This is a genomic window from Vibrio sp. Vb2960 (assembly GCF_033337665.1).
Lineage (GTDB): Bacteria > Pseudomonadota > Gammaproteobacteria > Enterobacterales > Vibrionaceae > Vibrio > Vibrio alginolyticus.
Window position 1 is genome coordinate 34,424 of the sequence record NZ_JAWORD010000001.1, and the last position, 24,420, is coordinate 58,843.

Sequence of the window (24,420 nt, forward strand, 5' to 3'; positions counted from 1 at the left end):
TGAAGTCATAAGAAAAGAAAAACCGCCCGAAGGCGGTTTTTTTGTATGTTACTTTGCCTGTAAAAGAGCTATTTCCGGAGCATTGAGCGAAGACGCTTGTTTCGTTATCCAATTCTCAACATATCCTTTCTGCTCGTTCTGTACCCCTAGGTTTTTCCAGTGTAAGTGATTCGCCTCACTTGTCGCATTTTCCTTTTCAACCGTTTCTATCCATGGCTTACCCGTCATGAAGTCTTTCACCGCAGGAACTTGAAGCTCAAACTTCGGTAGTTCATAACCTTCACTTACATCCATTTGTTCAAATGAAGCCAGCTCAAGTTTGATAGGTTTTAGATCATTACCATCTAAAACATCACCAAAAGGTCTTAAACCATTAACTAGTTTGCCTGTAGGCGACACATAAGAGTACTCAAAGCGAATGATATAAAGGTACTTTTTCTCGCTTGAAGTTAATAAACGGGAGAAATTCGCGTCATTCTGATCAATAAATTGAACGGCGCTTTGCTCCAGACCTGTACGCTTAGTCGCGCCGCTATCGTCAAGCTCTAGATCAAAAACGGTTCTTGTTTCTATTCCATTATACCCAGTATTTGACTTCTCGGTAACAAGACGAGAATGAATGTTGACTACCCCGGCATAATACATCACGTCATTTTTAACTGGACCATCTTTGATCTGCAGTTTCACCCCACACTCAATGGCGTTGAGTAACATTGTATCGTAGTCGTCACTCGCACGTTCATCCCCCAACACCGCAAAACAAAGTGAAAACCTTTGCTCTTTCGACCAATCAAAATTTTGGTTTATCAGCTTATTTGCGTTGCCTTCACCCCAAGCAAGGTCACCGTCAATTTCAACACCAGGCAAAATAATAAGGTTGCCATCGATCACCTTCGGTGTACTGTCTCGAGATGATGCAGACTCACTCATGACAAACTCTTCGATCAAAAAGTCAGTGTCTGTGAGTTTCGTCTTTTCCAATGTTCGACCGTTAAAGTTTTTCGCTTCTTGTGCAGGGCTTTGACCATCGATACCAAAGTTAACTTCAGTAATATCTAGAGTGTAATTTTTATATGTACCCAAGCCCTCTAACTTACCCGCTAGCAAATCATGTCCTCCTAGTGAGAAGACATATCTCATCTGCTCAAAAGCACCGGTGTCTCGAACATATTCAAACACGCTTTGACCTGTAAAGAAGGCTTTCACCTCATCTATGACTTTAACATTTGGGCATAACGGCTTGATGCCATGGATTAAAAACTCACCAAATCCATATGTTGGCTCAAATTCAAGACCATGCAATTCCTTATCCTTAGCACCTTTACTATCAAAGTGTTTTTTAATCGCTCCATCAGGATCTTCGAATTGAGAGGCATCCATTTTGGTGAACAATACATCAAAGGTTGGCCCGTGAGAATCCAAGCCAACAACGGCTGCGCGATAAGCGACCTCCTGTAAAAACAGTGTTTTAGATGAGACATTGTCTTTTAAAACTACCTGTAGTTTCACGCGAGTTTGTGGGCGTAGCTTTCGTCCATTCTGCGCAAATGCCCACTCTACATATGGCGTCCATTTAGCACCGTCTTGAACCAGCAAGCGGCTGAACTCTATATCATCATGCCCAAGTTCTACTGTAGCTAAGTTGAAGTCGTGACAAAATGCCTTTAGGCCTTCTCGGATAGAAGCTCTTTCTTGCAAGGACTCATCTGATTTTCGGTCCAAGAATAGACGTGTTTGTACAGGGAATCCCGTATTAAATGCCCCCCCTATTTTTTCACCGTAACTCCATTGTAACGAGCTATTGGCATCTGATTTAGAGAACAAACCAGATTTTTTAAAGCGGTTTACCCAGTTCAGGGCCAGTGTATTACCATCATTGACTGGAATTTCCCAGTTATCACTCATGACATACAGCTGAATAAACTCGTCAACTCGATAATCCTCAATGAAATCATCAAAGTCCCCCGTCAGGCTCCACTTAGCGCGGAGAAGCGTTAGTAACTCAATCAAAGAATTCAAAGCATAGGAGCGCAACAAAAAGCGCTTCAACAACTCATCATGATTCGCCTGTTTTTTGAGAAAGTCAGCTAAGCCAACAGCATCAATGACCTGAGGTTGAAGATCTTGACTGATCCCCTTATACAGTGAGATAAGCTCTTTATTGATACAGCTGAGCGTTTTTAGCATACTTTTGTTATTGTACTGAGCTTTGATCTCCTTAAACGTCGCATCACCAAAAAGGTCGCCATAAAAATCAGTTGCAGCGCCCAAAAGATCTGCTCCCACTTTACCGGCAAAATAATAGGCAGCCACTGGTGCGGCAGGCGTCCAGATTGCGACGCTTGCCATTGCATCAACGGCAGCAATAATCAACTTATCTTGAGCTTCCTTTGCCGCAAGCTGATGCCCTTCCCAAATTTGATGCGCGCGATTTAATGCCATCGTTCCAGATCGGCTCGGTGGTAGGGAAACCGCAAAGTCAGGGATGATCAACCTAACCTCTACACGTCGGTTCACAGCGATATCCGCAGTATCTGATCTGTCGTTTACATCGGCATAACCGTCGATATCATCAATCAGTTGTGACTTACCCTTAAACTCAATCAACAACCTTGATTCTAGGTTCGCTCGTTCTTCTCTGCTTGTTTTGGCGAGGATGGCCTCTTTAACTACATCCGCACGCATTTTAGATATCTTTAAGTTATTTTCATGCGTTCCTATTGGCCCTGCATGGCCAATAATGGCGACTTGGTAATCAGAATTGTCAGATAAAAGTTGACGCAATCTATCGCAGACGATTTTATAGTCGATGTGTAGCGCTTGAACTTCGTTCTCAAACTCAGCAGAGTTAAACTTGAAGTTCATTCGAACAACGACCCCTTGACCATCAGCAAAGATCTGAGCATTCCCTTCTTTACCAAGTGCTTCCTGCACCGTTTCTGCCTTTTTTTGCCAATGTTCTGGATTATCAAAGCGACGAACAAACGTTAAAGAAGAAAGATAGTTTTCAGCGTATTTGCTTAAAGTTTCTTGCGCTTCTTTCGCATTTTTAATTTGTTCAGAGAACGCCGAATATTGGTCGAACGCTTCCTTGCCACTTGCGATAACTCCAATTGCTGGTAGCGCGCGATTTGTTCCGCTCAAAAAATCACTGCTTAAACGTCCAACGCCACGCATGATTTTTGACTCTGGGCCTGCCGTTTTAAAAGCACGTTTGATATAAGGAATATCGATGACATGCTTTCTAAACACTAACGCTTGTGCTTGTTTCAGCGTTAGCTCTTTACGCGCAAAAATCTTTGCAAGGCTGACGCTCTTTTTAACACCACTGGTTGCGGCAAGTGCCGAATGTAACGCGATACCACTCATCAGAAATGGAGGTAAGGCCCCCGATTCACTGTTTTCCCATAGCGCCTGCCCGATGGTTTTCGCCATTTCTGCAGGTGGACCATAAAGCTTGGCGCCCTCAATAGAGAGAAAGTCACTGCTCAACGATTCGTAGGTTTTGTTGATCGCAGCATGCAAAGATAACGGCGCGACACCCGGCTTTTGCGTAGTTTGATAGGTTAACCCCTTCGTCGCGTAGTCTGAATAAGATGGCAGCTGATTAGGAAATTGTTGGATGAGCGCTTCCTCTAAGGTGATCATGTCACCACACACGCACGCCATTTTGCCAATGCCCGCTGTATCGATAAACGTCAGTTTTTCATGCAGTTCATAAGTATATACATTCTGCTCCACATCAGTTTGAGGGTGTTTCATGAACTGCTTTGTGACATTGGCCTTCAGTACACTTTCGGGTAACACCTTACGTGTTTCATCGAATGCTAACCATTCATCTTCCCAAAATTGGATACGCAACAAATAAAAACCATCTTCAACTTGGCTTGGATCGAGGTTAAACAATGCACTTGGTAAAACTGTATTACCTTCCCTTTTTGTCACCCACAAAGGTTCTTTTACCGAGACCGTCGCTTCAGCGATAACTTCTTCAGTTGCATTTTCTATATCACCCGCTTTAATACTTTGAACTGGGCGAATCAACGAGACCTCTGCGCCACCATAAAGCTTGTCTGTGAACAGTACAGCACAGCTGTGCATCCTTGGCACAACAAAACCTTTCAGGGGTTTGTTTCTTTTTTTCTGACGCTGCAACCAATCGTTGTAGCGTTGTTGCTCTGCTGTGAGATCGCCACCAATATACGCAGGAGCAAGTTGACTAAGGGCAATTTCTGTAAGTTGGAACTGCACACCCGTTTGGTTTGTTTCGTTAGTCCCATCATCAATGTACTGAGCAAAATGCTTAATGTTTTCAGCAAGGCTTGCCAGATCTTTAGCGCCCCCCGTACTTTCTGGATCATTCTGCGACGCAATCATCTGCGCCAACAAACGTAATGGTGGAAAACTTAATTCATAGTTTTTCCCTTTGCTGAGGCCTTCCGGTCGGTTGCCCAACTTGAGCACTTCGTAATTGTCGACATCTCTCGGCACTGAACTTTCAGAATCGACTTTTTCTCCCGATAAAGGCTGCTTACCCCCTGTTTGCGGTGGCTCACCTAAACCTAACTCGACCAATTTTCCCTCTTTGGTGGTGCCCCACAGTGCGGGTTCGCCTCCCGACAAGGCATTGACAATCACCGGGGTCAAAGGAATGGGACGAATCTTACCCGCTAGCTCATTTACTTCGGTTAGATCTGGTTGGGTATGCCAGTCAGGGAATGCCCTACTTAACCCAACTTGCTTTCCTTCAAAAAAAGCACCAAACAGATAGACTTCATTATCAAATGTGAAAGCCATCAGTTCTCCTCCTTAAACCAATTACCTTGGTTTGCGGAGAGGTTATACACAATGGCAGGATCTATTGTGCGGCTGTAACCCAACGGAGACCAACTCCACGCTTGTTTTGTCTGGTTGTTCTGTACTGACATCAGCATCGCGTTATAATTCGTCAAAGAAAAACGATTTTTTAGACCGATGGCATATTGCATTGCCCCATCACGCTCAATCTGTTGACCATTTGCTAGATCAACAACAAACACATTGTGATAGTTGCGATTAGCCGCCCAAACGATGTCCCCTTCTGGACTGATCGCCGTATAATGCGCTTTTGCTTTATTAACAGGTAACTTTTTCCCCCATTGAACCAATTTTACAAGCTCATGAGTCTTTTCATCAATGATTCCAGCTCCAACATCTCCCACCTCATAAATCAACCCGCCTTTTATAAATCCTGTACCGAATATTTGTAAATCCGTTTTTTCCGCCTCACCTTTAGCAATATCCCACTTATACACCACACGCCCCACCTTACCCGTGCGGTAATAAACGTAGCTGCTATCTTCCGCCCACAGGAAACCCGGAATACCAGCTAAACGATGCGGCAAGTCAATTAATTTTTGCTCTTTTAAATCAAAAAGATGTATGTCAGGTCCGGAGTTCAGTGCAACGTAACGATTATTTGGTGAGCGACTGGTTTTGTATCGAGTGCTGGATGCCTTTCCAAGATAGGGTAAATCTGTCACCAAACGCAGGTCCGTACCATCGGTCTTCATACTCCAAACTTTTACACGCCCTTCGTACTCATCGTACATTGGGTCTGGTCCATATCCTTGATCGTCTGATAAGTTTGCCCAAGTAAACTGAACGCGTGGCAAATCGTAAGAACTCGCGTCGTTTAAATCTTCCCTTGGCCATTCTTTGGCACGATGGATAAAGTAACGAGGAAAGTCACGTTGTTGATAAGTCGCAGAGCCAGATTTACGGACCTTGCTCTGCTCCATGGTGTAGTAGTTATGTTCACCCACGTAAGTGCGGCCGTCATCTTTACAACCCGCTATCGATAAAGCAGTAAGTAACAGTAATAGTATTTTTTTCATGGTTTAACCTAGCAATTCTGAAATGGGTACATTTTCTTCTACAACAACAAGACGTTGGCTACCGGTGGAGAGGCTCGAATGAACACCTCGAACAATATCGACGTTCTTGACCTCTGCCGGCGGGAATGCAAAACGCAGCGTCATATAACCATCGTCGTCTTTCATCGCTGAACGAAAGTACGATTTGTGAATCCAATCGTGTTCTATGTTACGAAGCCCAAAGAAATCGTCCGGTTGATCTGTCAAAGGCTCGTGAAGGTAACGTATAGAAGGCAAAGCGCCTCTTGGAGCCAACTTAAGCCCCGCGATATTGCTTTCTTTATGTTCGTTGATGATTCCACTGCCAGTCCCTGTCGATGCGGTACCGGAAACTGGAATAATATTCTCACCCGCATTATCAAAGCTTTGGGATGAGGAGTATATTTGCAACTCTGAAAGAGACTTAGCAATTGAAGCAGGATCACTCTCTAGCTCAGACAGTTCCGTGTTTGTCAAAGCCAACTCGGAATAATGGATATAACATTCTTGTACTTCTCCCGCGACTTTATATGGCACCCAAATATGCGGTAGAGGAACACCTTGTGCAATACGCAAACCATCTTTGCCAGCTTTATAAGGGCTTAGCGCCGTTTTAACAGTGATAGGATCAATATCTAATTCTGGAAAAACAACATCTACTTCCTCATCTACAAGGCGGAATACCCTAGCACCTTGATCAAGGCTTAGATGTCCCGAATACACTTTCTGACCGGATTGATAAATCTCAAATGGTTCTTCGCCAATATAGTAGTCTGGTACAAGGTTTGCCCCATCAATGTTGACATGTCGTGTTTTCATCGAGGATTCAGGATCATTATTTCTGTAGTACTCTAAATCGACATCAGCAAAGTAGCCTTTTGTTGTAACTTCAACCTCTCGCCAAACTTTGTTATTCCAGATTACATAGAAATAACCTTCTGCAACCAACTCATGTCCATTTGTGCCCTCTAGCATAGGTAGCACAGGCACTAACACGTTATCCCACTCATCCATCTGAGTTTCTTTATCAACGGGTTGCAGGTCTTCGGCGAGTTTAAGCAGGATTGGCTGAGGCTGGTCAGTGCAAGGGATTTTGATATAGAGCGTTTTGCCCTCAGCTTCGAGATCTTTAAATGTCGCGAGGCTGCGGTGTTTGTTTTCTGTATCAGCCTTGCCTACAGTCACTTTTTCTTTTTGAGCTTCGGTTTTTCCCAACATCAAACATGCCGCGTTGCTAGACCACTGCCCTGCAAACTCGACAACGATTTTTTGATCTGGGCTTGGCTCAGAGGGGACATGCGTGTAACTACGAACTAAAGCAACATCGTCGGTAACCTGCTTGTATCCTGCTTTAAAAGCTTTGCTTTCATTCGAAGCAGGTACAGAGTCAACGAGTGATTTAAGTCTAGGGAAGCTTTGCAGCTGAGAGTCCGTCAATGGCGACCGACGTGCAACGGTAGATAATGACACCCAATTGCCTTTTCCCAATTCGATTCTTATAGCAGCTAGTAATGCGCTGGTTGTTTTTTTGGCAGAGATGGAAATCTTTTGCGCCAATTCTTTAGGGAGGTTTCTAAGGATGTCATCTGAATTTCGCAAACGCGAAAGCTGTCCTATACACTCGTCCGGTGTAAGAACATAAGATAGCTCGTTGGAGGATAGCTTCGAGCTAGGTATAAATTTGCAAACTAAATGCATTTGAATTCTCCACAACCAACATCGTAAATATGGCTGCGGTGACAATTAAGCTGATAAGGCTTACAAGTACGATTTGGTCTGCGTATCCTACTTACTTAGCCATTTATTTTCAACGAGATAGAAAAATCGCCCGAAATCAAAAACACCAAAAAAATGGTGATTTTTACTATTAAAACATGCGATTTGACCACAATAAAAGCCAGTAACATCACCCACTCTGTCAAAATGGTAAAATCTTACTATCTAAAAAAATTTAATTTATGGACTGAAGTTAACAAAAATCGTAGTAACGTGCGCTTCAGGTAAGCACGAGGAAATTCAGAAGTTTATGAGGTGCCCTCCTCAGCAACAAACAACAAATTGACTGTTACTGAGGAAGTTTAAATAAAAAGGTGAGCGCATTACGCACTCACAAAAGTAACTGCTCTGAAGCTTGCTAGGATTAAATTTGCTTCATCGCGAGTTAAAGAGGTGAGGTATTACCCATCGACCTCATGCAGAACACTATACTCAGAGTATAGAAACGAGCGTAAATATATAATATTTAAAAAGATTTTCAACGCGACACATTCACCACAGCACCTGCCGAGCGACCATCACAATCACGTCATACACACCTAAAAGCAACATTGGCCTAGTTATTATAGTTATTCAGCCTTGTATTAAGACGATTCATTAATTCGAGTAACTTATCAATAAAGGCAATTATTTTGATGAATATCACAAAAAGTCCCAAAGAAATAAAGCGAGCTAAACGCTCGCTTTATTTATGCCGCATTTTTTAAAGTTTTGTTCTCACTAAAATATCGGTTGTAAACAGCAACTAAGGAGGCTGTACTTGCGAAACGATCATAGTTAAATGTTGCTTGAGCCTCTTCGGCAGAGGTGGAAAGCTTGTTGGTACCATTTACATAAATCGTCACTACCCCCTCCTTCAGTCCTGAAAGGTCTAAATCAGTTGTCCATGAGTCTGAAAGCACGGTAGCCATGCCTGTGGCTTCTGCACCATCAGCGTCGACTGCTTTGATATCTATGAACTCACCATCTTCAAACCGTTCACTGCTGCCACTTACTGTCACGCTTTCCACTCCAGTAACATCGTTGATAACGTCTAGGTGTATTGTCGGTGTAATTGGCATGGAGTAAGCCGTGTTCTGACTACCGGTATTCCCTGATAAGTCTTGGTAGTCACGAACAAGCAACGTCACATTCAGCTCTGACGTGCTTGGTACCACCACATCACCAGTCCAAACACTTGGGTCCGCGGTTGCCACTAATGAAGTGATCGTCGTGCCACCTAACTCCGCCACAGCGGATTGCAGATCTTTATCGAATTCCAGCGTCACCGTCACGCTTTGGCCGATGGCTTGGTGCTCAGGCGTAAACGTCACGTTAGTCAGCGTTGGCAGAGACTGCGCCAGTGTAAAGCTCTGGCTTTCACTCACTTCAATGCCCGCTGAGTTCGTCCCCGTCACCATCACGGTGTAAGTGCCGTTGGTTTGGTGACTCATATCAATCGCGTCACTGGTCCAATTGCCACCGGCTTGTACCGTCGCACTGCTGCTTTTCAATACCGTCGCGCTGCCTTGGGCCTTTACTTCAAGACGCAGGGACTGACCGTCAAAACGTGTCGACGTGCCTTCGAATTGTAGCGTGGCGGCATGCGTTTCATCCACATTGCCCACTGGCGTGATGGCTAAGGTCGGCGTGATCGGCATGGAGTAAGCCGTGCTCTGGCTACCGGTGTTTCCTGATAAGTCTTGGTAGTCACGAACTAGTAACGCCACATTCAGCTCTGACGAGTCTGGTACCACTACATCACCAGTCCAAACACTTGGGTCCGCGGTTGCCACTAACGAGGTGATCGTCGTGCCACCTAACTCCGCTGAGGCGGATTGCAGATCTTTATCGAATTCTAGCGTTACCGTCACGCTTTGGCCGATGGCTTGGTGCTCAGGCGTAAACGTCACGTTAGTCAGCGTTGGCAGAGACTGCGCCAGTGTAAAGCTCTGGCTTTCACTCACTTCAATGCCCGCTGAGTTCGTCCCCGTCACCATCACAGTATAAGTGCCATTGGTTTGGTGACTCATATCCATTGCGTCACTGACCCAAGTGCCACCAGCTTGTACCGTTGCACTGCTGCTTTTTAGTACCGTCGCGCTGCCTTGGGCTTTCACTTCAAGACGCAGGGACTGGCCGTCAAAACGTGTCGACGTGCCTTCGAATTGTAGCGTGGCGGCAAGCGTTTCATCCACACTGCCCACCGGCGTGATGGCTAAGATCGGCGTGATCGGCATGGAGTAAGCCGTGCTCTGGCTACCGGTATTCCCTGATAAGTCTTGGTAGTCACGAACAAGCAACGCCACATTGAGCTCCGACGTACTTGGTACCACCACATCACCAGTCCAAACGCTTGGGTCCGCGGTTGCCACTAATGAGGTGATCGTCGTGCCACCTAACTCCGCCGCGGCGGACTGCAGATCTTTATCGAATTCCAGCGTTACCGTCACGCTTTGGCCGATGGCTTGGTGCTCAGGCGTAAACGTCACGTTAGTCAGCGTTGGCAGAGATTGCGCCAGTGTAAAGCTCTGACTTTCACTCACTTCAATGCCCGCTGAGTTCGTCCCCGTCACCATCACGATGTAAGTGCCATTGGTTTGATGACTCATATCAATCGCGTCACTGGTCCAAGTGCCACCGGCTTGTACCGTTGCGCTGCTGCTTTTCAATACCGTCGCGCCGCCTTGGGCTTTCACTTCAAGACGCAGGGACTGACCATCAAAACGTGTCGACGTACCTTCAAATTGTAGCGTGGCGGCATGCGCTTCATCCACATTACCCACTGGCGTAATAGCTAAGGTTGGTGTGATCGGCATGGAGTAAGCCGTGTTCTGGCTACCGGTATTCCCTGAGAAGTCTTGGTAGTCACGAACAAGCAACGTCACATTCAGCTCTGACGTGCTTGGTACCACCACATCACCAGTCCAAACACTTGGGTCCGCGGTTGCCACTAATGAAGTGATCGTCGTGCCACCTAACTCCGCCACAGCGGATTGCAGATCTTTATCGAATTCCAGCGTCACCGTCACGCTTTGGCCGATGGCTTGGTGCTCAGGCGTAAACGTCACGTTAGTCAGTGTTGGCAGAGATTGCGCCAGTGTAAAGCTCTGGCTTTCACTCACTTCAATACCCGCTGAGTTCGTCCCCGTCACCATCACGGTATAAGTGCCATTGGTTTGATGACTCATATCAATCGCGTCACTGGTCCAAGTGCCACCGGCTTGTACTGTCGCGCTGCTGCTTTTTAGTACCGTCGCGCTGCCTTGGGCTTTCACTTCAAGACGCAGGGACTGGCCATCAAAACGTGTCGACGTACCTTCGAATTGTAGCTTGGTGGCATGCGTTTCATCCACATTGCCCACTGGCGTAATAGCTAAGGTTGGCGTGATCGGCAATTCGTGAGCGGTGTTATCCTCACCTATGTTGCCAGTCAAATCTTTAAACTGACTAACAACCAAGTCGACACTTAACAGCGCGGTGCTCGGAACTTGTACATCACCAACCCAGACCTTTTTATCTACCGTTGCTGATAGAGAACTAATGCGATTGCCGCCAAGCGTAGCGGTCGCCTCTTGGAGCTCTTTATCAAACTCAAGCGAGACACTCACGCTTTGCCCCACGCTCTGATGCTCGGGGTTAAATGTCACATTGGTTAGTTTTGGTAAGGTTCCTTCAACCGCGATACTTAAACTGCTTCCCTTTCCAGGAATGGTGTTGGTACTTTGGTAGCTATCATCCTCTACCTGTATTGTTATGTTTTTATCTTGTTTTTCTGGGCTGACATAGTTAACCGTCCACGTAATATTATCTGAAGTCGACCAAGTATCTTGTTTTAACGTTCCTGTTGCACCGCTATCACTAGCGACAAGATGGACATCTGAGATATCAAAGTTCGTAACTTCTTCTGTAAAGTTAAACGCAAGCGTAATCTCTTCGCCTCCAAAAAGAGGGGCGCTTGAGGCGGTAGAGATACTTAGCCCGGGAACGGTTGCCGCTTCCACATGCGCATCAATAGAACTTTCACTCTTGTTATCCACCTTGTCTGTTGCTGCCACCGTGATCGTATGATCGCCTTTCGGTAACAAATAGCTGATGACATAAGGCCCCGCTTCGGTTGTCGGCTCAGTAATCGCTTGAGGAACCACTGTGCTACCACCACTCACCGCTTTTGACGTGACGAGATTTAAATTTTTATCTGTAATGTATGCACTAATTTCTAGTTGATACTTATCGTTTGTCGGCACCTTAGAGGTTTGATTAGCACTTAAGCCCGAAATACTTGGAGCGTCATAATCAACAATAGATTCGATAACCTTTCCATCATAACTTTTGCCTAGTAATTCAAAGCTTGTATTCTCTCTTCCAACTGAGTCCGTCACCGTCACCTTAAGGGTATATGACCCTTGGTTATCGACGGCAAAGTTCATCATTCCATTACCACTAGATGAGATAACATCACCTGAGTAACGCAAGGAATCACCGAGGCTTGGAATAAGCTCCACAGAATATTGTGAAGCTTTCACTCTTTCTCCTTCCACCGTAGATACCGTAAACGGCTGGCTTGCCTTGGTTAAAAACAGTTTCCCACCCTGCAAACTCGTAATTCCATCGAAATCAACTGTGACTTTAGGAACACTAATATCAATGACTTTTCTGATATCAGAATACAGTCCGACGCTATCTGTCGCTTTGATGTCTACTGTGATTGAACCACGCCCCTCTAACTGAGATTTCGGTAGTTCAAAGTACGTAGATGAACCATTCCCATCCTCTACTCTTTCTTCTTGATAACTCGGGTTTAAAACCGAGTAGTTTACTGTTGCCAGGCTGCTACCAGTGTCCGTTATGTCAAAACGAAAACGAACATTATCAGGATTTGTTGGCGATTCGGTTACGATAATCTCATCGCCAACACTTGGAGATGTGTTGTCAACTTTAATATCAACGGTCGCTTCACCGACTCTCGACCACACATCCGTTGCGGTAATCGTTGTCCTGATCGTTTTTCCATCCGCATCGCTAGGAAGTTCACTTGTAAATGTTGAACACTTGTAGGTTGGATCATCTGCACACACCTCTAATTGTGCAAACTTCTCCGGATTATCTTTATAGTTGTAGGATTCCGTTCCAAACCTGGCCATCACATTGTCTAGTCTAGAGTTTTCATACAGCTTAATTCTGAATTTGGCGACAAGCTGCTGACCATTAATGGTTGTGTTTCCAACCGGATCAGTAATTTCAACGACTACCGAACCTTTAGGTAATTCAAGCAGTAGATCGTGCTCTGGCGTCAAGTTTCCTGCTAAATCAGATAAGTTCTTGATTTTGTATTCTTGAGTTGTACTCAGGCCATCAATAATATCGGCATAGGATTCAGAATACGTACACTTGATATTTCCAACACCTTTGGCACAAGTCGTTGGTGTATAAGCTTTGTTGCCAAGATTACGAACCAACTTTGGATATTCATCTGAACTTTCGGTATTCACGCCTGATAAAGCATCATTGAAAGAGAGCTCAAATGTGAGCATCTTCTTCTTCAAAGCTTCATCAAACCAAACATCACTTCCTTTAAAACTGTATGAGTTACCATCTACGACTGTCGGTGCATCAATATCCACCATCGAGAAATTGAACTTGTTGATCGTTTCACGCCCATTTGTACCCAAGGTTTTAGTGATCAAAGTAACAGGTGCTTTGGTCATGTTTTGCCCAACATTGACACTACAACTGTAAGGTTCTTGCGATACGTTGATAACACCAGAAGTTGGTTGCTCATTAGTTGGTGGCGCATCTAGAGAGTTGTATTCTTCACGAACCCAACACTCTAACGTTTTGGCTTTGACCGCACTCAATGTAGTAAAGGTGACATCAAGAACACCATCAGATAAGTAATTTTGGAAGTCCAGCGGGCTTTCAACTGTTAGAACCACGCCTTCACGCTGTACGCTAAAGGTTTGGTTTACTTTTCCAACCTTTCGGTCTTTTTCATCAAGGTAACGAACTTTGTTATAAACTTTGATATCAAGTTCATAATTACCATCTTTGGCAATTTGTGTAGAAAGCAACGTTGCAGTCCAAGTGCCATCTGCGGTTTCTGAGAACGTAAAGTTAGTCCCGTTTTGCTCTCCAGAGAATCTATAAGTTGAGTCAATTCGATCAACGCCACTATCATCAACAATATCAAGCGTCAGTACGATATTTCCATCTTGATAGATGGTGTTGTTTGTAATTGGCGTTCCATCCGTGTAACTCATCGCCAGCGTCACCTGCGGGATTGAGTTGTACACTTTGACGGTAAAATCTTGCTCATCACTGGTTAAGGTTGTGTTGCCACGAACATCAGACCCTTTTAAACGAACCTTGTGTGTACCCGTACCTAAATCACCAAGGCTCACTTTGAGATCCTCATTGATTTTTGTACCGGGAGAGCCAGGTAATGGTTCCAGATCGCTAAACGTCCAATACTCTAGGCTTTCTCGATTTACGCCATTAATTGAAACATCACCGTTTGCATTTAGGTCTAGCGCCGTTAGGTCAAAGACATAGTTACCTAAGTAGTAGTCATTCGCATTGAAACCACTTAAGCCTAATGTTGGCCCATCACGATCAAGAATAACCTTGTGCGTGTTAGAACTAGACTCAAAACCATAAATATCGGTTGCTTTTACATACAATGACGTTGTTTTTTCATCTTCAGAAATGTCTATTTTATCTGTGTCACTCTTGATAAGAGACATGACAAACTCTTTAGATGAATCCGTTGGCACAATTGTCTTAATTGGCGAATCTTTACCACTTTGATACAGCGAGACTTGCTCAAGGTCTGAATCGTCTATTACGGATTTAAATCGCACGTTGAACTCACGCCCTATGACATAGTTCTCTTTGGACAATGTGTCTTCAACCCAAGGTGTATTTAGGATGATTTCAGGGCCTTTGTTATCGACTTGGAATGTGAATTTCCCTGTTGTACTGACATTGGCAGGGTAAGCGTTGTCCGTCGCAGTGACGTAAAACTCATTCCATTCATCGTAATCAAATGCTTTTGAAACCAGTTGGACTTTGACGTCAGGCTGTTCACCAACTAGGTATGGTACGTCACACGCCTCTGTTAGAGGGTCACAGCTTTCTAATGTCAGAGCCTGACCAGATCCGCGGCGCAAATCTATTTTTACGTTATTGCCAGAGCTTAACGTCCCCCAATCAATGACAGGTGCCCATTGGTTACTACCACCTAAACGGCTTTGAACCTGCTCACTTTTTACAATAGGGGCTTCAGAGTCGATACGAATATTGAATCTCGGAGCGGTGCTAGTTAACTCTGAAACGGAGTTACCTAAGTTGTCCTCTGCTGCTGCAACAACTAACCAATCTCCATCACCAGGATAAATCGTAGAGCCTTGATTTGAACATATCTCGCCCGTACATAGTTTGACTTTAAACGCGTCTTTCGAGTTACTTGCAAAGTTTTCTGGTGTGTATGTTACTTTTTCACCGGTTTGCTGGTAGAAAACAAGGCCCCTCGAGGCAAGCTTATCACCAACAATATCCTCAACCTTGAAGGTTAATTCATGAGTATTGTTCGCATTTAAATAAATACCGTTTTCTACAGGTTTACCATCGACATCATTGGGTGGAAGGTAACTGGCCTTAGGGAAATCGTTATCAATAAACACCGATTCTATAAACGGAGATTTACCATTATAACCATACGCATTGCCATGTGGGTCCATAGCACTGGTCTCCACGGCAAACTCTATAATATCTTTTAGTTCACTAGACTGGGAGTTAAGGGTGAAGAAGTACTCTTTTCGATAAGCATTGCTGCTGTCTGAGTTTTCTACGATGTTGATGTCCAGTGGTATTTCAATATTTGGCTCATTGGCTTGATACCACATCGTGCTAAACTTCGGGCCGTGAGCGTCGGTTCCTACAATACCAGAAGGATCGTCTAGGACAATTTTAGAAACAACCTCGCCAGCGATATAAAGCCTATTACCAACCATCGTCTCTCTACCGCTTTCAATGGTTAATTTTGGCTGCGGCGGCAAGGTATCGATACTGCTACCCTCTGTATCAAAAATGTTCTTACCATTTAAGTCAGGATTAGCCATCGAAATATCATCAGCATAGAGCTGCGCGATATTGGTCTCAATACCGTATTTGCTCGCCATGATTTCATAATACGATTGCGCCAGATCTTTTCGGTAAGTTTCAGCGCCAAACGTGTAAGAATCGAGCGTAACTTGACTTCCTCCGGCCCCTACACCATTTGCTTTTCCATCGTAGCTAAAATCATCGTAAATAGCAGATGCAAAATCTAATGAGTTATTTCTTGGCATTATCTCGGCAATACTATCAATTGCTTCAACAAGGAATCGGTGTAGATAGTCATTTGATGGCTTGTCTGGAATCGCTTTAGTCGTAAGCATTTCATTGGTTGCATAAGACACAACCGTTGGGTCAAACCCAAAGAATGAGTTGTTATTCGTACCTGATAACGCGTAGCGCACCTCATCAAGAATTTGAATCGCACGTTCTGAAGTTTTCTCTCCCGCTGTCACTTGATCCCACTGGAAATCAAACAAACCAGTCTGATATGTCGATAGTTCAGTAATATAGTAAGTTTGAGAACCTTTGAGCTTAAAATACACACCAATATTGGCCTTGTTTAAGTCAACCGTTACTTTCTTGGTCCCTGGATCTCTTTTCCATTGGTAATAGTATGGCTCACTGCCTTCGATACCAATTAAACGAACACGCATGAAATCATAATTCACTACGTCAGTTGTGGTTTCACAGCTCGCTACGTCAAGAGCCATGGACTGGTCACTTTCCAGTTGCTGGATAGTGGTACAACTTGCAAGTGAAGTGAATTCACCACTTGGGCTCAACCCTTCAAGTTGAGCTCGCGCACCAATAAATGGTGTCACCACTTTTATGGTTGGTAGGTCAAAGCTACTTCTAAAATATACTTCTCTTGGAGTGCTTTCGTTATCAGACTCATCGACGGTTTGAATGACTAACTTTTGACTACTGTTTTCTGATACCGATTTAAAGCTGTCACCCAAAATATCTCTTACAAAAGGAATGTAATAGATGACATCCTCTACTCGCCCATTGCTATCTAACAGCGTTTCGTGCGGAATTTTTGCGATGTAATCGTCATCGGATGCGGTTGTGTCAATAACTTGCTGAAGTGAGTAGTTGTTATCGTTGTTTTGGCTTACGTAGTACTTGACGACGAGCTTAAGCTTATTAGCGTTGGAGCCTAAAACCGTATCGGTGTTTACGTCTGAAACTTTCACACGAACATAAGGGATTTTATTCTCTTTCAATAAATTAGCGTTGAAGTTACTAAAATCTATCCCTTTTAATGAGTTCTGAATCCCTAAACTTGCGTACGCATAGTCAATCTTCAGGAAATCGCGGCTTGCTTGAACATTGTCTGGGGTGTACGTATCTTGAGAGTAGATACCATCGTAAGTGGTTCGTTCACCATCTAAACCCACATTTACGTACGTCATTGACGTACCTTCAGGATAGGTTATCGTCTGTGCTGGCGCTTGATCGTCACGACTTACTGCATGCTGCGCAGCGCCCGTATTCCCTTTGCTATCCTTCGCTCGAACCTCAAAGACCGTCGTAGATAGGAATTCATCAGTTGGGTAAGCCTTACTAAACTCACAAGCATTTCCAGACTCTACAGTGACAGGAGAACATGTGACGCCCTCATGTAAGCCATCTTTAAATGAAATACTGACCGAACTAATCTCTTGCGAGCTTTCTTTTACAACCCCTTTCAGAACGTATTCTTTAAGTTGGTTATTAATTGCACTCGCCGATGTAATATCGATAACAGGCGCATCGTTATCCCATTCAAAGTTGATATGAAGACCCGAATGGCTGCCTGGAATTAACTCATTACCCAGTACATCCGCTGTATATAAGACTAACCGTGCTGCTGTTACGTTTGAGAGCCCTGTGGCAGGGTTCATATCTACACTATCGATCTCTTTGGTATTAATGTTAACTTTAACGTTGGTCTCTCGAAGGCCAACTTCAAAATCATCAAATTCAACCGAACAGAATGTGCTTCCAAAATCTTGTATGTCGTTACATTGAAATTCACCAGACCAAGAGCCATTAATCTGATACTGAATAAAGGCGGATACGTCTTCTACACCGATATCATCAACAATTTTTAGGTCAACTTTATCGGTGCCTGCAAGTACATCACGGTCAATGCGTGTCACGATAGGCGCTGTGGTATCGATCTCCGTCCCATCTCGCGGTGGAATGACACCATCTGTACTGCCATATGTACCTAAGTCATTAAGCTTCTTACTAAAGTCGACATAGTCGGCAGCATCAGTACCAGAAATATTGATACTTGGGTCGTTTACCACGATCAAAACGTGCTGAGATAAGTCACGTGTGTAAACGTCGCTGTTTATCTTTTTCTGTCCAAAGCTGAGGGGAGTCACTGCTCCTGAAGTCTGACTCACTTCAAGACCATCAAGAACACCATCTGCAATAACATCCCGATATTGGATGTCAGCGAAATGCATTGAAGTGTAGACGTTATCGCTGTTGCCGTATTTTTTTATAAGATCGTAAGAGTAAGACGAGTATGCAGTTAATAAAGCGCCGTATTGATGCCCAGCACTAGCAAAACTGCTTTGCCCACCTTTGGTTATATCAATAGGTTTGGTCTCATTTACGTCAAAACCATACATGCTATTGATACTATCCAAAGCGGTTGAAAAGGCACTCTCATCTGTGGCCCCCTGAGAAATTTTGTACTTTGCCAAGCCTGCTGCCAAGTTCGACAGCGGAGTAAGCATTAACTTTTGCTCACTCCCCTCTTTAAAGTTCACAACACCTTCAAATTTAAGTGTCTTCGCATTACTCACAGATACCGTTTCATTTGTAAACGGATCGGTATAACTCCCCTCTTTTGCAACAACAAAAAGAGGCATTGACGACGATTCAAACTCTAGCAGATAGTTTCCGAAGGCATCAGACGTCGTGTTAGCCAACTTCCGACCTAAGTTTCCATTTTTGAACTCGAAAACCTCAATCTTGGCGCCATTGACTGGGGCGTCAAACACCATACCGGAAATGCTTCCTTTGCTTCTAGCTGGAGGTGTGTTGTCTCCTCCATCACCACCACCACATGCACTCAATAAAAGAGATGTAAGCGTAAGACCTAATGTTAATTTCAGCGTATTTTTAGCGAACATAGTAATTTGGCAAAATATATTTTCCCGAGATTATATTATTGAAAAATATTTTCTCAACGTGACATTAACACCAACAAAATAGGCATAAACACCAAGCCAACCGTCACTTTGACTGAATTATTAAAATTATTTTTACATCCTATAATCATTAACTTAGTTAAAACAGAGGAATTACTCATGCTTTAATGCTAGTTTTTATTTAAAATATTATACTCTACGCACAACTGTCAGTATTGATAAACCAACAAAACTAATGACTATTTTAATAATAAAAAGGAGTGTGCAAGCTCCTACCGTAGCCCTTATCACTACTGCGTTAATCATATTGATTAGCGTATCGCTTTCTCACTACTTCCTCACTCCTGTGGATAGGCTACCTACCATCAAGCCTTTAGAATTCGAAAGTGAGAATGTGCAGCCATCAATTAAAAAGAAGACTCGTAGGCAAAAAATCACTATCGGTGTTGTTGAATACTCTTTTGTCGCTTCATTATTAAAATCAGGAGTGAGTCAAAAAGAGATCAACTTGCTATTAGCACTTATCAAAAGCAAGTTTAATATTATTGACTCTATTAAAAGAGGTGATAACTTTATCTTAAGAACTAAATTAAATAGTAAAAATGAAACTTACATTAGTTCTTTTTACTATTTAGGCAGTAAAACTGATTTATTTATTATCAATGATGGTCACGGTAACGTATTTGATGAGCATGGTAACGTATTTGATGAGCATGGTGTGTCGATAAATAATCAGTTCATGTTTTCTTCACCCTTTGATAAAAACTACAGAGTGAGCTCTGACTATGACTTAAAGCGAACACATCCAGTGACCAATATAACGACTCCGCACTTAGGCACTGATTATGCCACACCTGTAGGTACACCGATTCGTAGTATTGCTGATGGCATCGTTTTAAAGTCCCGCTACAACCGTTTTGCGGGCAACTATATTAATATCCGCCACACAAATGGCTCTGTATCACGCTACCTACACTTATCTCAGCGCAACGTCCATGTTGGTGAGAAGATCAGCCGAGGACAAGTGATAGGGAAAACGGGTAACACAGGAAGAACAACAGGGCCGCATTTACATCTTGAACTGCACATCAATGGTGTTCCGGTTGATTACGAGCGATACATTCAAAGGCACCCAAACACTGACGTAAATATAGAAATGCTGATTGCAGCGAGAAAAGAAAAAGCAGAATTAACAGCGGAATGGCAACGGTATGAGCAGTCAAACAGGTAACAACATCCACTTCGATTCGCTCTTTCTTCATTTATCTGAAGCGAGTCCTCGCAACCCTCTGAACGCTTCGTAGTCTGTCGCCACTAACCAATTTCAGGATCAAAAAGAGCCGCTACATGCGGCTCTTAATAATTATAGTTTCCCGATATTCCATCGGTTTCCCCTTTACCAAACACGTTGTCCTCTTGTTCTTGAACGCAAGTGGTACGCGCCATTATCATATTCACATAAAAAATCAATAAAAGAATAAAATGATTACTCATTGTATTGGCTAGATATTTAATACAAAGAGGCCCAACAATGGCCTCTTTCTGACCTTTTAAATGGTGACGTTGTCACGACACTGAATGGTTTCTATCATATTCAGCGCTTGCCTTTCTCAGCCCTTCTAAATCGTCTGAACATAAAAATCTCTTCAGGCTGTCGATTTTCTTATCAGGCCAATCATATATCCTAAGAGCAAGCAGTTCGTCTATCGTCTCTCGAGAAAAGCGATATTTGACATGCTTAGCTGGTGAACCCGCAACCATACTGTAAGGCTCAACATCTTTCGTCACCACACTGTTTGCCGCAACGATTGCTCCTTCTCCGATAGTCACACCCGGCATTATCATGGATCGCATACCGAGCCAGGCGCCATCGCCGATATGAGTATCTCCTTTCCCGACGTACGCTTCTTCAATAAAGTCCATAAATGGGTACAAGGAGAACCAATCAGCTCTATGTGTACTGTTTCCCCCCATAACAATCACAACTTCCGCTGCAATACAGACAAAGTCACCTATATGTAACTTATCAATCTTCCATTTTGGTTCCCAATCTCGGCTGAACTCATCGCCTTGTAGATATCTTACAACAGACTCCTCAAAACCGGCGTCCCAACAATCACTGTAATAACTATGTTTACCTTTAATCGTTATATTTGGGTTCGTAACAGCTTCATGTAGCAAAGTCACCTTAGACCAATGCTTAGTTTTCATGAATACTCCTATAAATACTATCGAATAAAACACTGCAGATAGTATGTATCTAAATAAGCTCTAATAATTACGTAGTGCCTATTACCACTAAAATTCACTTCACCACTGAGCTAATAATATGGTAAGCAGCCTCTACTCTTTCTGCATTAGGGTAGTTTTTATTCGCCAGAATCACTATGCCTATTTTTCCAGAGGGTACATACGCGACATATGCCCCAAAGCCACCTGTTGAGCCCGTTTTGTTATACCAAACGTCACGACCGAGAGTACCAGATACACTTGCTTGAACCGGTTTAGCTTTGAGAATTACATCGCTGGAGTTACCCTTCAATAATTGCGAAAGTGAAACGGGGTAATCATAACCCTCCCATCCTACGGCTTGTGTAAACGTGTCGGTATCAAAATACTTAGTATGAGTTCTCTCTAGCGCATTTTCTATATCAGTATTAAGTTGCGCTTGACCCATATTTGCTTCGATATATTGAAGCATATCTAAGCTTGTTGATTTAATACCATAGGCTTGTGCATCAAGAATACCTGGATTAACTCTAACGGGTTTTCCCTCAGAACTATAACCAAAAGCATAGTTGTTAAGCTTATCCTTTGGTACATCGACAAAGGTATTGGTCATACCGAGCTCAGGCAGGATGACGGTTTCCATCATTTCCGTATAGTCTGACTTCATACTCAAGGCACCGATGTAGCCAAATAGACCAATACTAGGGTTTGAGTACTTCCTCTTAGTACCGGCTTCGTACTCCGGTTTCCACGTTTTGTAGTACTGCATCATTTCAGCGTCGTTCGTTACTTCGCTAGGGAATTGCAATGGTAGACCACCTGCAGTGTAGGTGGCGACATTAACTAGCTTGGTATTACCCAGAGCACTATTCTCTAATTCTGGAATATAATCTTTGACCTTGTCATCCATGTCTAGCTTACCTTTTTCTTGGGCGTACCCAGTCAAAGTAGCAGCAAAAGTTTTACTGATAGAGCCGAGTTCAAAAATTGTGTCGTTGGTGACTAAACTCCCCTTACTTACGTCAGCCAAACCGTAATTATAAAAATAACGTTTACCATCAATCGTTACTGCAACAGCCAACCCCGGAATGTCGTATTCGTTGATTAATCCTTTAGCGCATTCATCAACTACGCTCTTTAATTGACTGCTAACCGTTAACTCCGTTTTCGCAAACGTGACGAAAGAAGTGAGCGATAAAATGGCCAGCAAGGCATTGTTTAACTTCATTGAACCCTCAATTTTTTAATTTTAACTTATAATTAATTTCTAGTTTATTCCAAGGCTTTTAACTTTTTATATAAAAGTAATCCTGACTTGAAGAACTCCAATCGTTAACCCTCGATGAATAACACTGTGTCTTCAAATTTTTAGTGCGATATAAACAGGTCTAAACCTGATCACCGTTGATAGGTAGGCCGGTTAGATACGAATGTAAGTAACATCCGTTTCCAAAATGGGGAAATAGTGTACTCAATTACGCTTTCTCCATATCACGATAACGGTATACTAGGTAGATATACTTGGTATATACAGATCCACATCCTCACAACGCTTTAGAACCACTTTTCAACGTCTACAGAGAAAACGATGCCATTTTCACTACACTTCGAAACTGGAAAAGTCACCAGCCAACAACTTTACTCCGAGATATACCAAGGGATATTAGAAGGCAGATTACGATCAAATGAGAGATTACCATCAACTCGCATGCTGTCGAAAAAGTTAGGCATAGCAAGAAACACTGTCATTTCGGTGTATGAGCGACTTCAGTTCGAGGGGTGGATAGTAAAAAAGGCAGGGTCTGGCACGTACGTAAGTAATGCTCTAGAACAAACGGTGAATCAAGATAAGAGACCAATAAAACACTACCAACTAGGGGTGTTTGGCACTAACGCATCGAAGAAGCCAGAGATCATCGCACCAAAGAATCTAGACTATGACTTCACTTTAGGCGTTCCTGATCATCAGAGAATAGCAAAGCATATTTGGCGACACTCAAGACTGAGTAGGCTCAATGCATTAACTCCAGAGTTTGCACATGGCGGTGATTTACAAGGGTTAGCTTGTTTACGAGAGTCTATCTGCGAGTATGTGAGACACTCGAGAGGCGTAATCTGTGACCCTGAAGACATCATCATTACTCAAGGGTGCCAGCAGGCAATAATGACGACTCTCCTTACATTACTCTCTCCCGGGGATCTCGTGTCGACGGAAGATCCAGGATATCCTGTTTTTCGAAATCAAGCTCGATTACTTGGCGCGCAAATAGGCTCCGTGCCGATGGACGACCAAGGTGTTGTCGTTGAATCAATCCCTTCTAATGCCAAAATTATTTATACAACGCCTAGTCATCAGTTCCCTTTAGGCTTTAGCTACTCAGCTGACAGGAAGTTAGAACTGCTGAGATGGGCAGAAGTTAATAACGCAATCATTATCGAAGATGATTATGATTCGGAATATCACTATCTCAATACCAGTAAGAAAGCTCTCAAGTCACAAGACAAAAATGACTGCGTCGTTATGATAGGCAGTTTCTCTAAAATACTATTTCCCGGCATACGCATTGGCTATATGATTCCGCCAAAGTCTTTAATAGAGCCAATTTCAAATATGTTATGGCACTTGGGAAGAAGTACATCTGTAGTGTCTCAAATCCTACTTGACGAATTCATGCGTGACGGTCATTTCTCTCACCATTTACTCAATATGAATAAAATCTACAGCGAAAGGTATAATAAGCTAACTCAATTAATTGACAACATAGATTGCTTACAACGTATTCCAAGCCAAGGTGGATTGCATATAGCAGCTGAAGTATCGGGATGCGCGACACAAATGATGAATAAATTTGCTTCATCAAATGTAGCGGTTTACCCATCATCGCATTTTTCTATCAACAATCATTCTAATGCCCTCTTATTTGGATTTGGCATTATTCCTACCCAAAAAATAGAAAAAGCATTTGATATTATTCAATCAATATTGGATTAAAACAGATATAAAATTATCGTTTTGCTCGGTATCAATTTATCGTCGCAGTTATCAGCATCAGGGCGACAGCCAGCGTGGAACGCTTTTCAACCCAATAAGGGTTCAATACGAACTGTGTCGCTCTGACACGCTTGGTTTGGCTTCAGCCCCAACACTATATTTCTTCGACTGTAAACGTACTAGGTTCAAAGTAAAGCGACGTATCACGCTGACATTTGCAGCACTACCAACAACCCTATTGCGTAAATCATCTTCTTTTAAGTTAAGTTCACATCGAGCA

The 24,420-nt window shown here is 43.3% G+C and carries 8 protein-coding genes; 2 read left to right on the forward strand and 6 right to left on the reverse strand.

The genetic code is table 11. From position 1 onward, the window contains the following. Positions 1-48 precede the first annotated feature (48 nt). The 4 genes from R7O03_RS00140 to R7O03_RS00155 all read right to left on the reverse strand — a co-directional run bounded on the left by R7O03_RS00140 (position 49) and on the right by R7O03_RS00155 (position 18,901). Positions 49-4,797, reverse strand: coding sequence for an OmpA family protein (locus R7O03_RS00140; RefSeq protein ID WP_318127429.1), 4,749 nt, complete (start codon positions 4,795-4,797; stop codon positions 49-51). Then, positions 4,797-5,876, reverse strand: coding sequence for a hypothetical protein (locus tag R7O03_RS00145; protein WP_053349232.1), 1,080 nt, complete (start codon positions 5,874-5,876; stop codon positions 4,797-4,799). Before R7O03_RS00145 ends, R7O03_RS00140 begins: the two co-directional genes overlap by 1 nt. A 3-nt stretch (positions 5,877-5,879) precedes the next feature. After that, on the reverse strand, positions 5,880-7,592 hold the full coding sequence (locus tag R7O03_RS00150; RefSeq protein ID WP_262592103.1) for a hypothetical protein: 1,713 nt from the start codon (positions 7,590-7,592) through the stop codon (positions 5,880-5,882). A gap of 767 nt (positions 7,593-8,359) precedes the next feature. After that, positions 8,360-18,901, reverse strand: a complete 10,542-nt coding sequence (locus R7O03_RS00155; protein WP_318131259.1) for a tandem large repeat — start codon at positions 18,899-18,901, stop codon at positions 8,360-8,362. A gap of 253 nt (positions 18,902-19,154) precedes the next feature. Between R7O03_RS00155 and R7O03_RS00160 the strand changes: the two genes are divergently transcribed. Next, positions 19,155-20,150 carry a M23 family metallopeptidase gene (locus R7O03_RS00160; RefSeq protein WP_318131260.1) on the forward strand — a complete coding sequence of 332 codons (996 nt, stop codon included), beginning with the start codon at positions 19,155-19,157 and terminating at the stop codon, positions 20,148-20,150. Positions 20,151-20,485: 335 nt separating this feature from the next. Here R7O03_RS00160 and R7O03_RS00165 read toward each other — a convergent pair whose 3' ends face one another. Then, positions 20,486-21,130: a CatB-related O-acetyltransferase gene (locus R7O03_RS00165; protein WP_031781261.1), complete on the reverse strand. Its 645-nt coding sequence runs from the start codon at positions 21,128-21,130 to the stop codon at positions 20,486-20,488. A gap of 94 nt (positions 21,131-21,224) precedes the next feature. Beyond that, entirely contained in the window at positions 21,225-22,376 is a 1,152-nt protein-coding gene (gene ampC, locus R7O03_RS00170) for a class C beta-lactamase (protein ID WP_318131262.1), read from the reverse strand. A 360-nt stretch (positions 22,377-22,736) separates the two neighbouring features. On the opposite strand from ampC, the gene R7O03_RS00175 reads away from it, so the two are divergent. Next, positions 22,737-24,140 carry a PLP-dependent aminotransferase family protein gene (locus R7O03_RS00175; RefSeq protein ID WP_005373437.1) on the forward strand — a complete coding sequence of 468 codons (1,404 nt, stop codon included), beginning with the start codon at positions 22,737-22,739 and terminating at the stop codon, positions 24,138-24,140. The last annotated feature ends 280 nt before the right edge of the window (positions 24,141-24,420 follow it).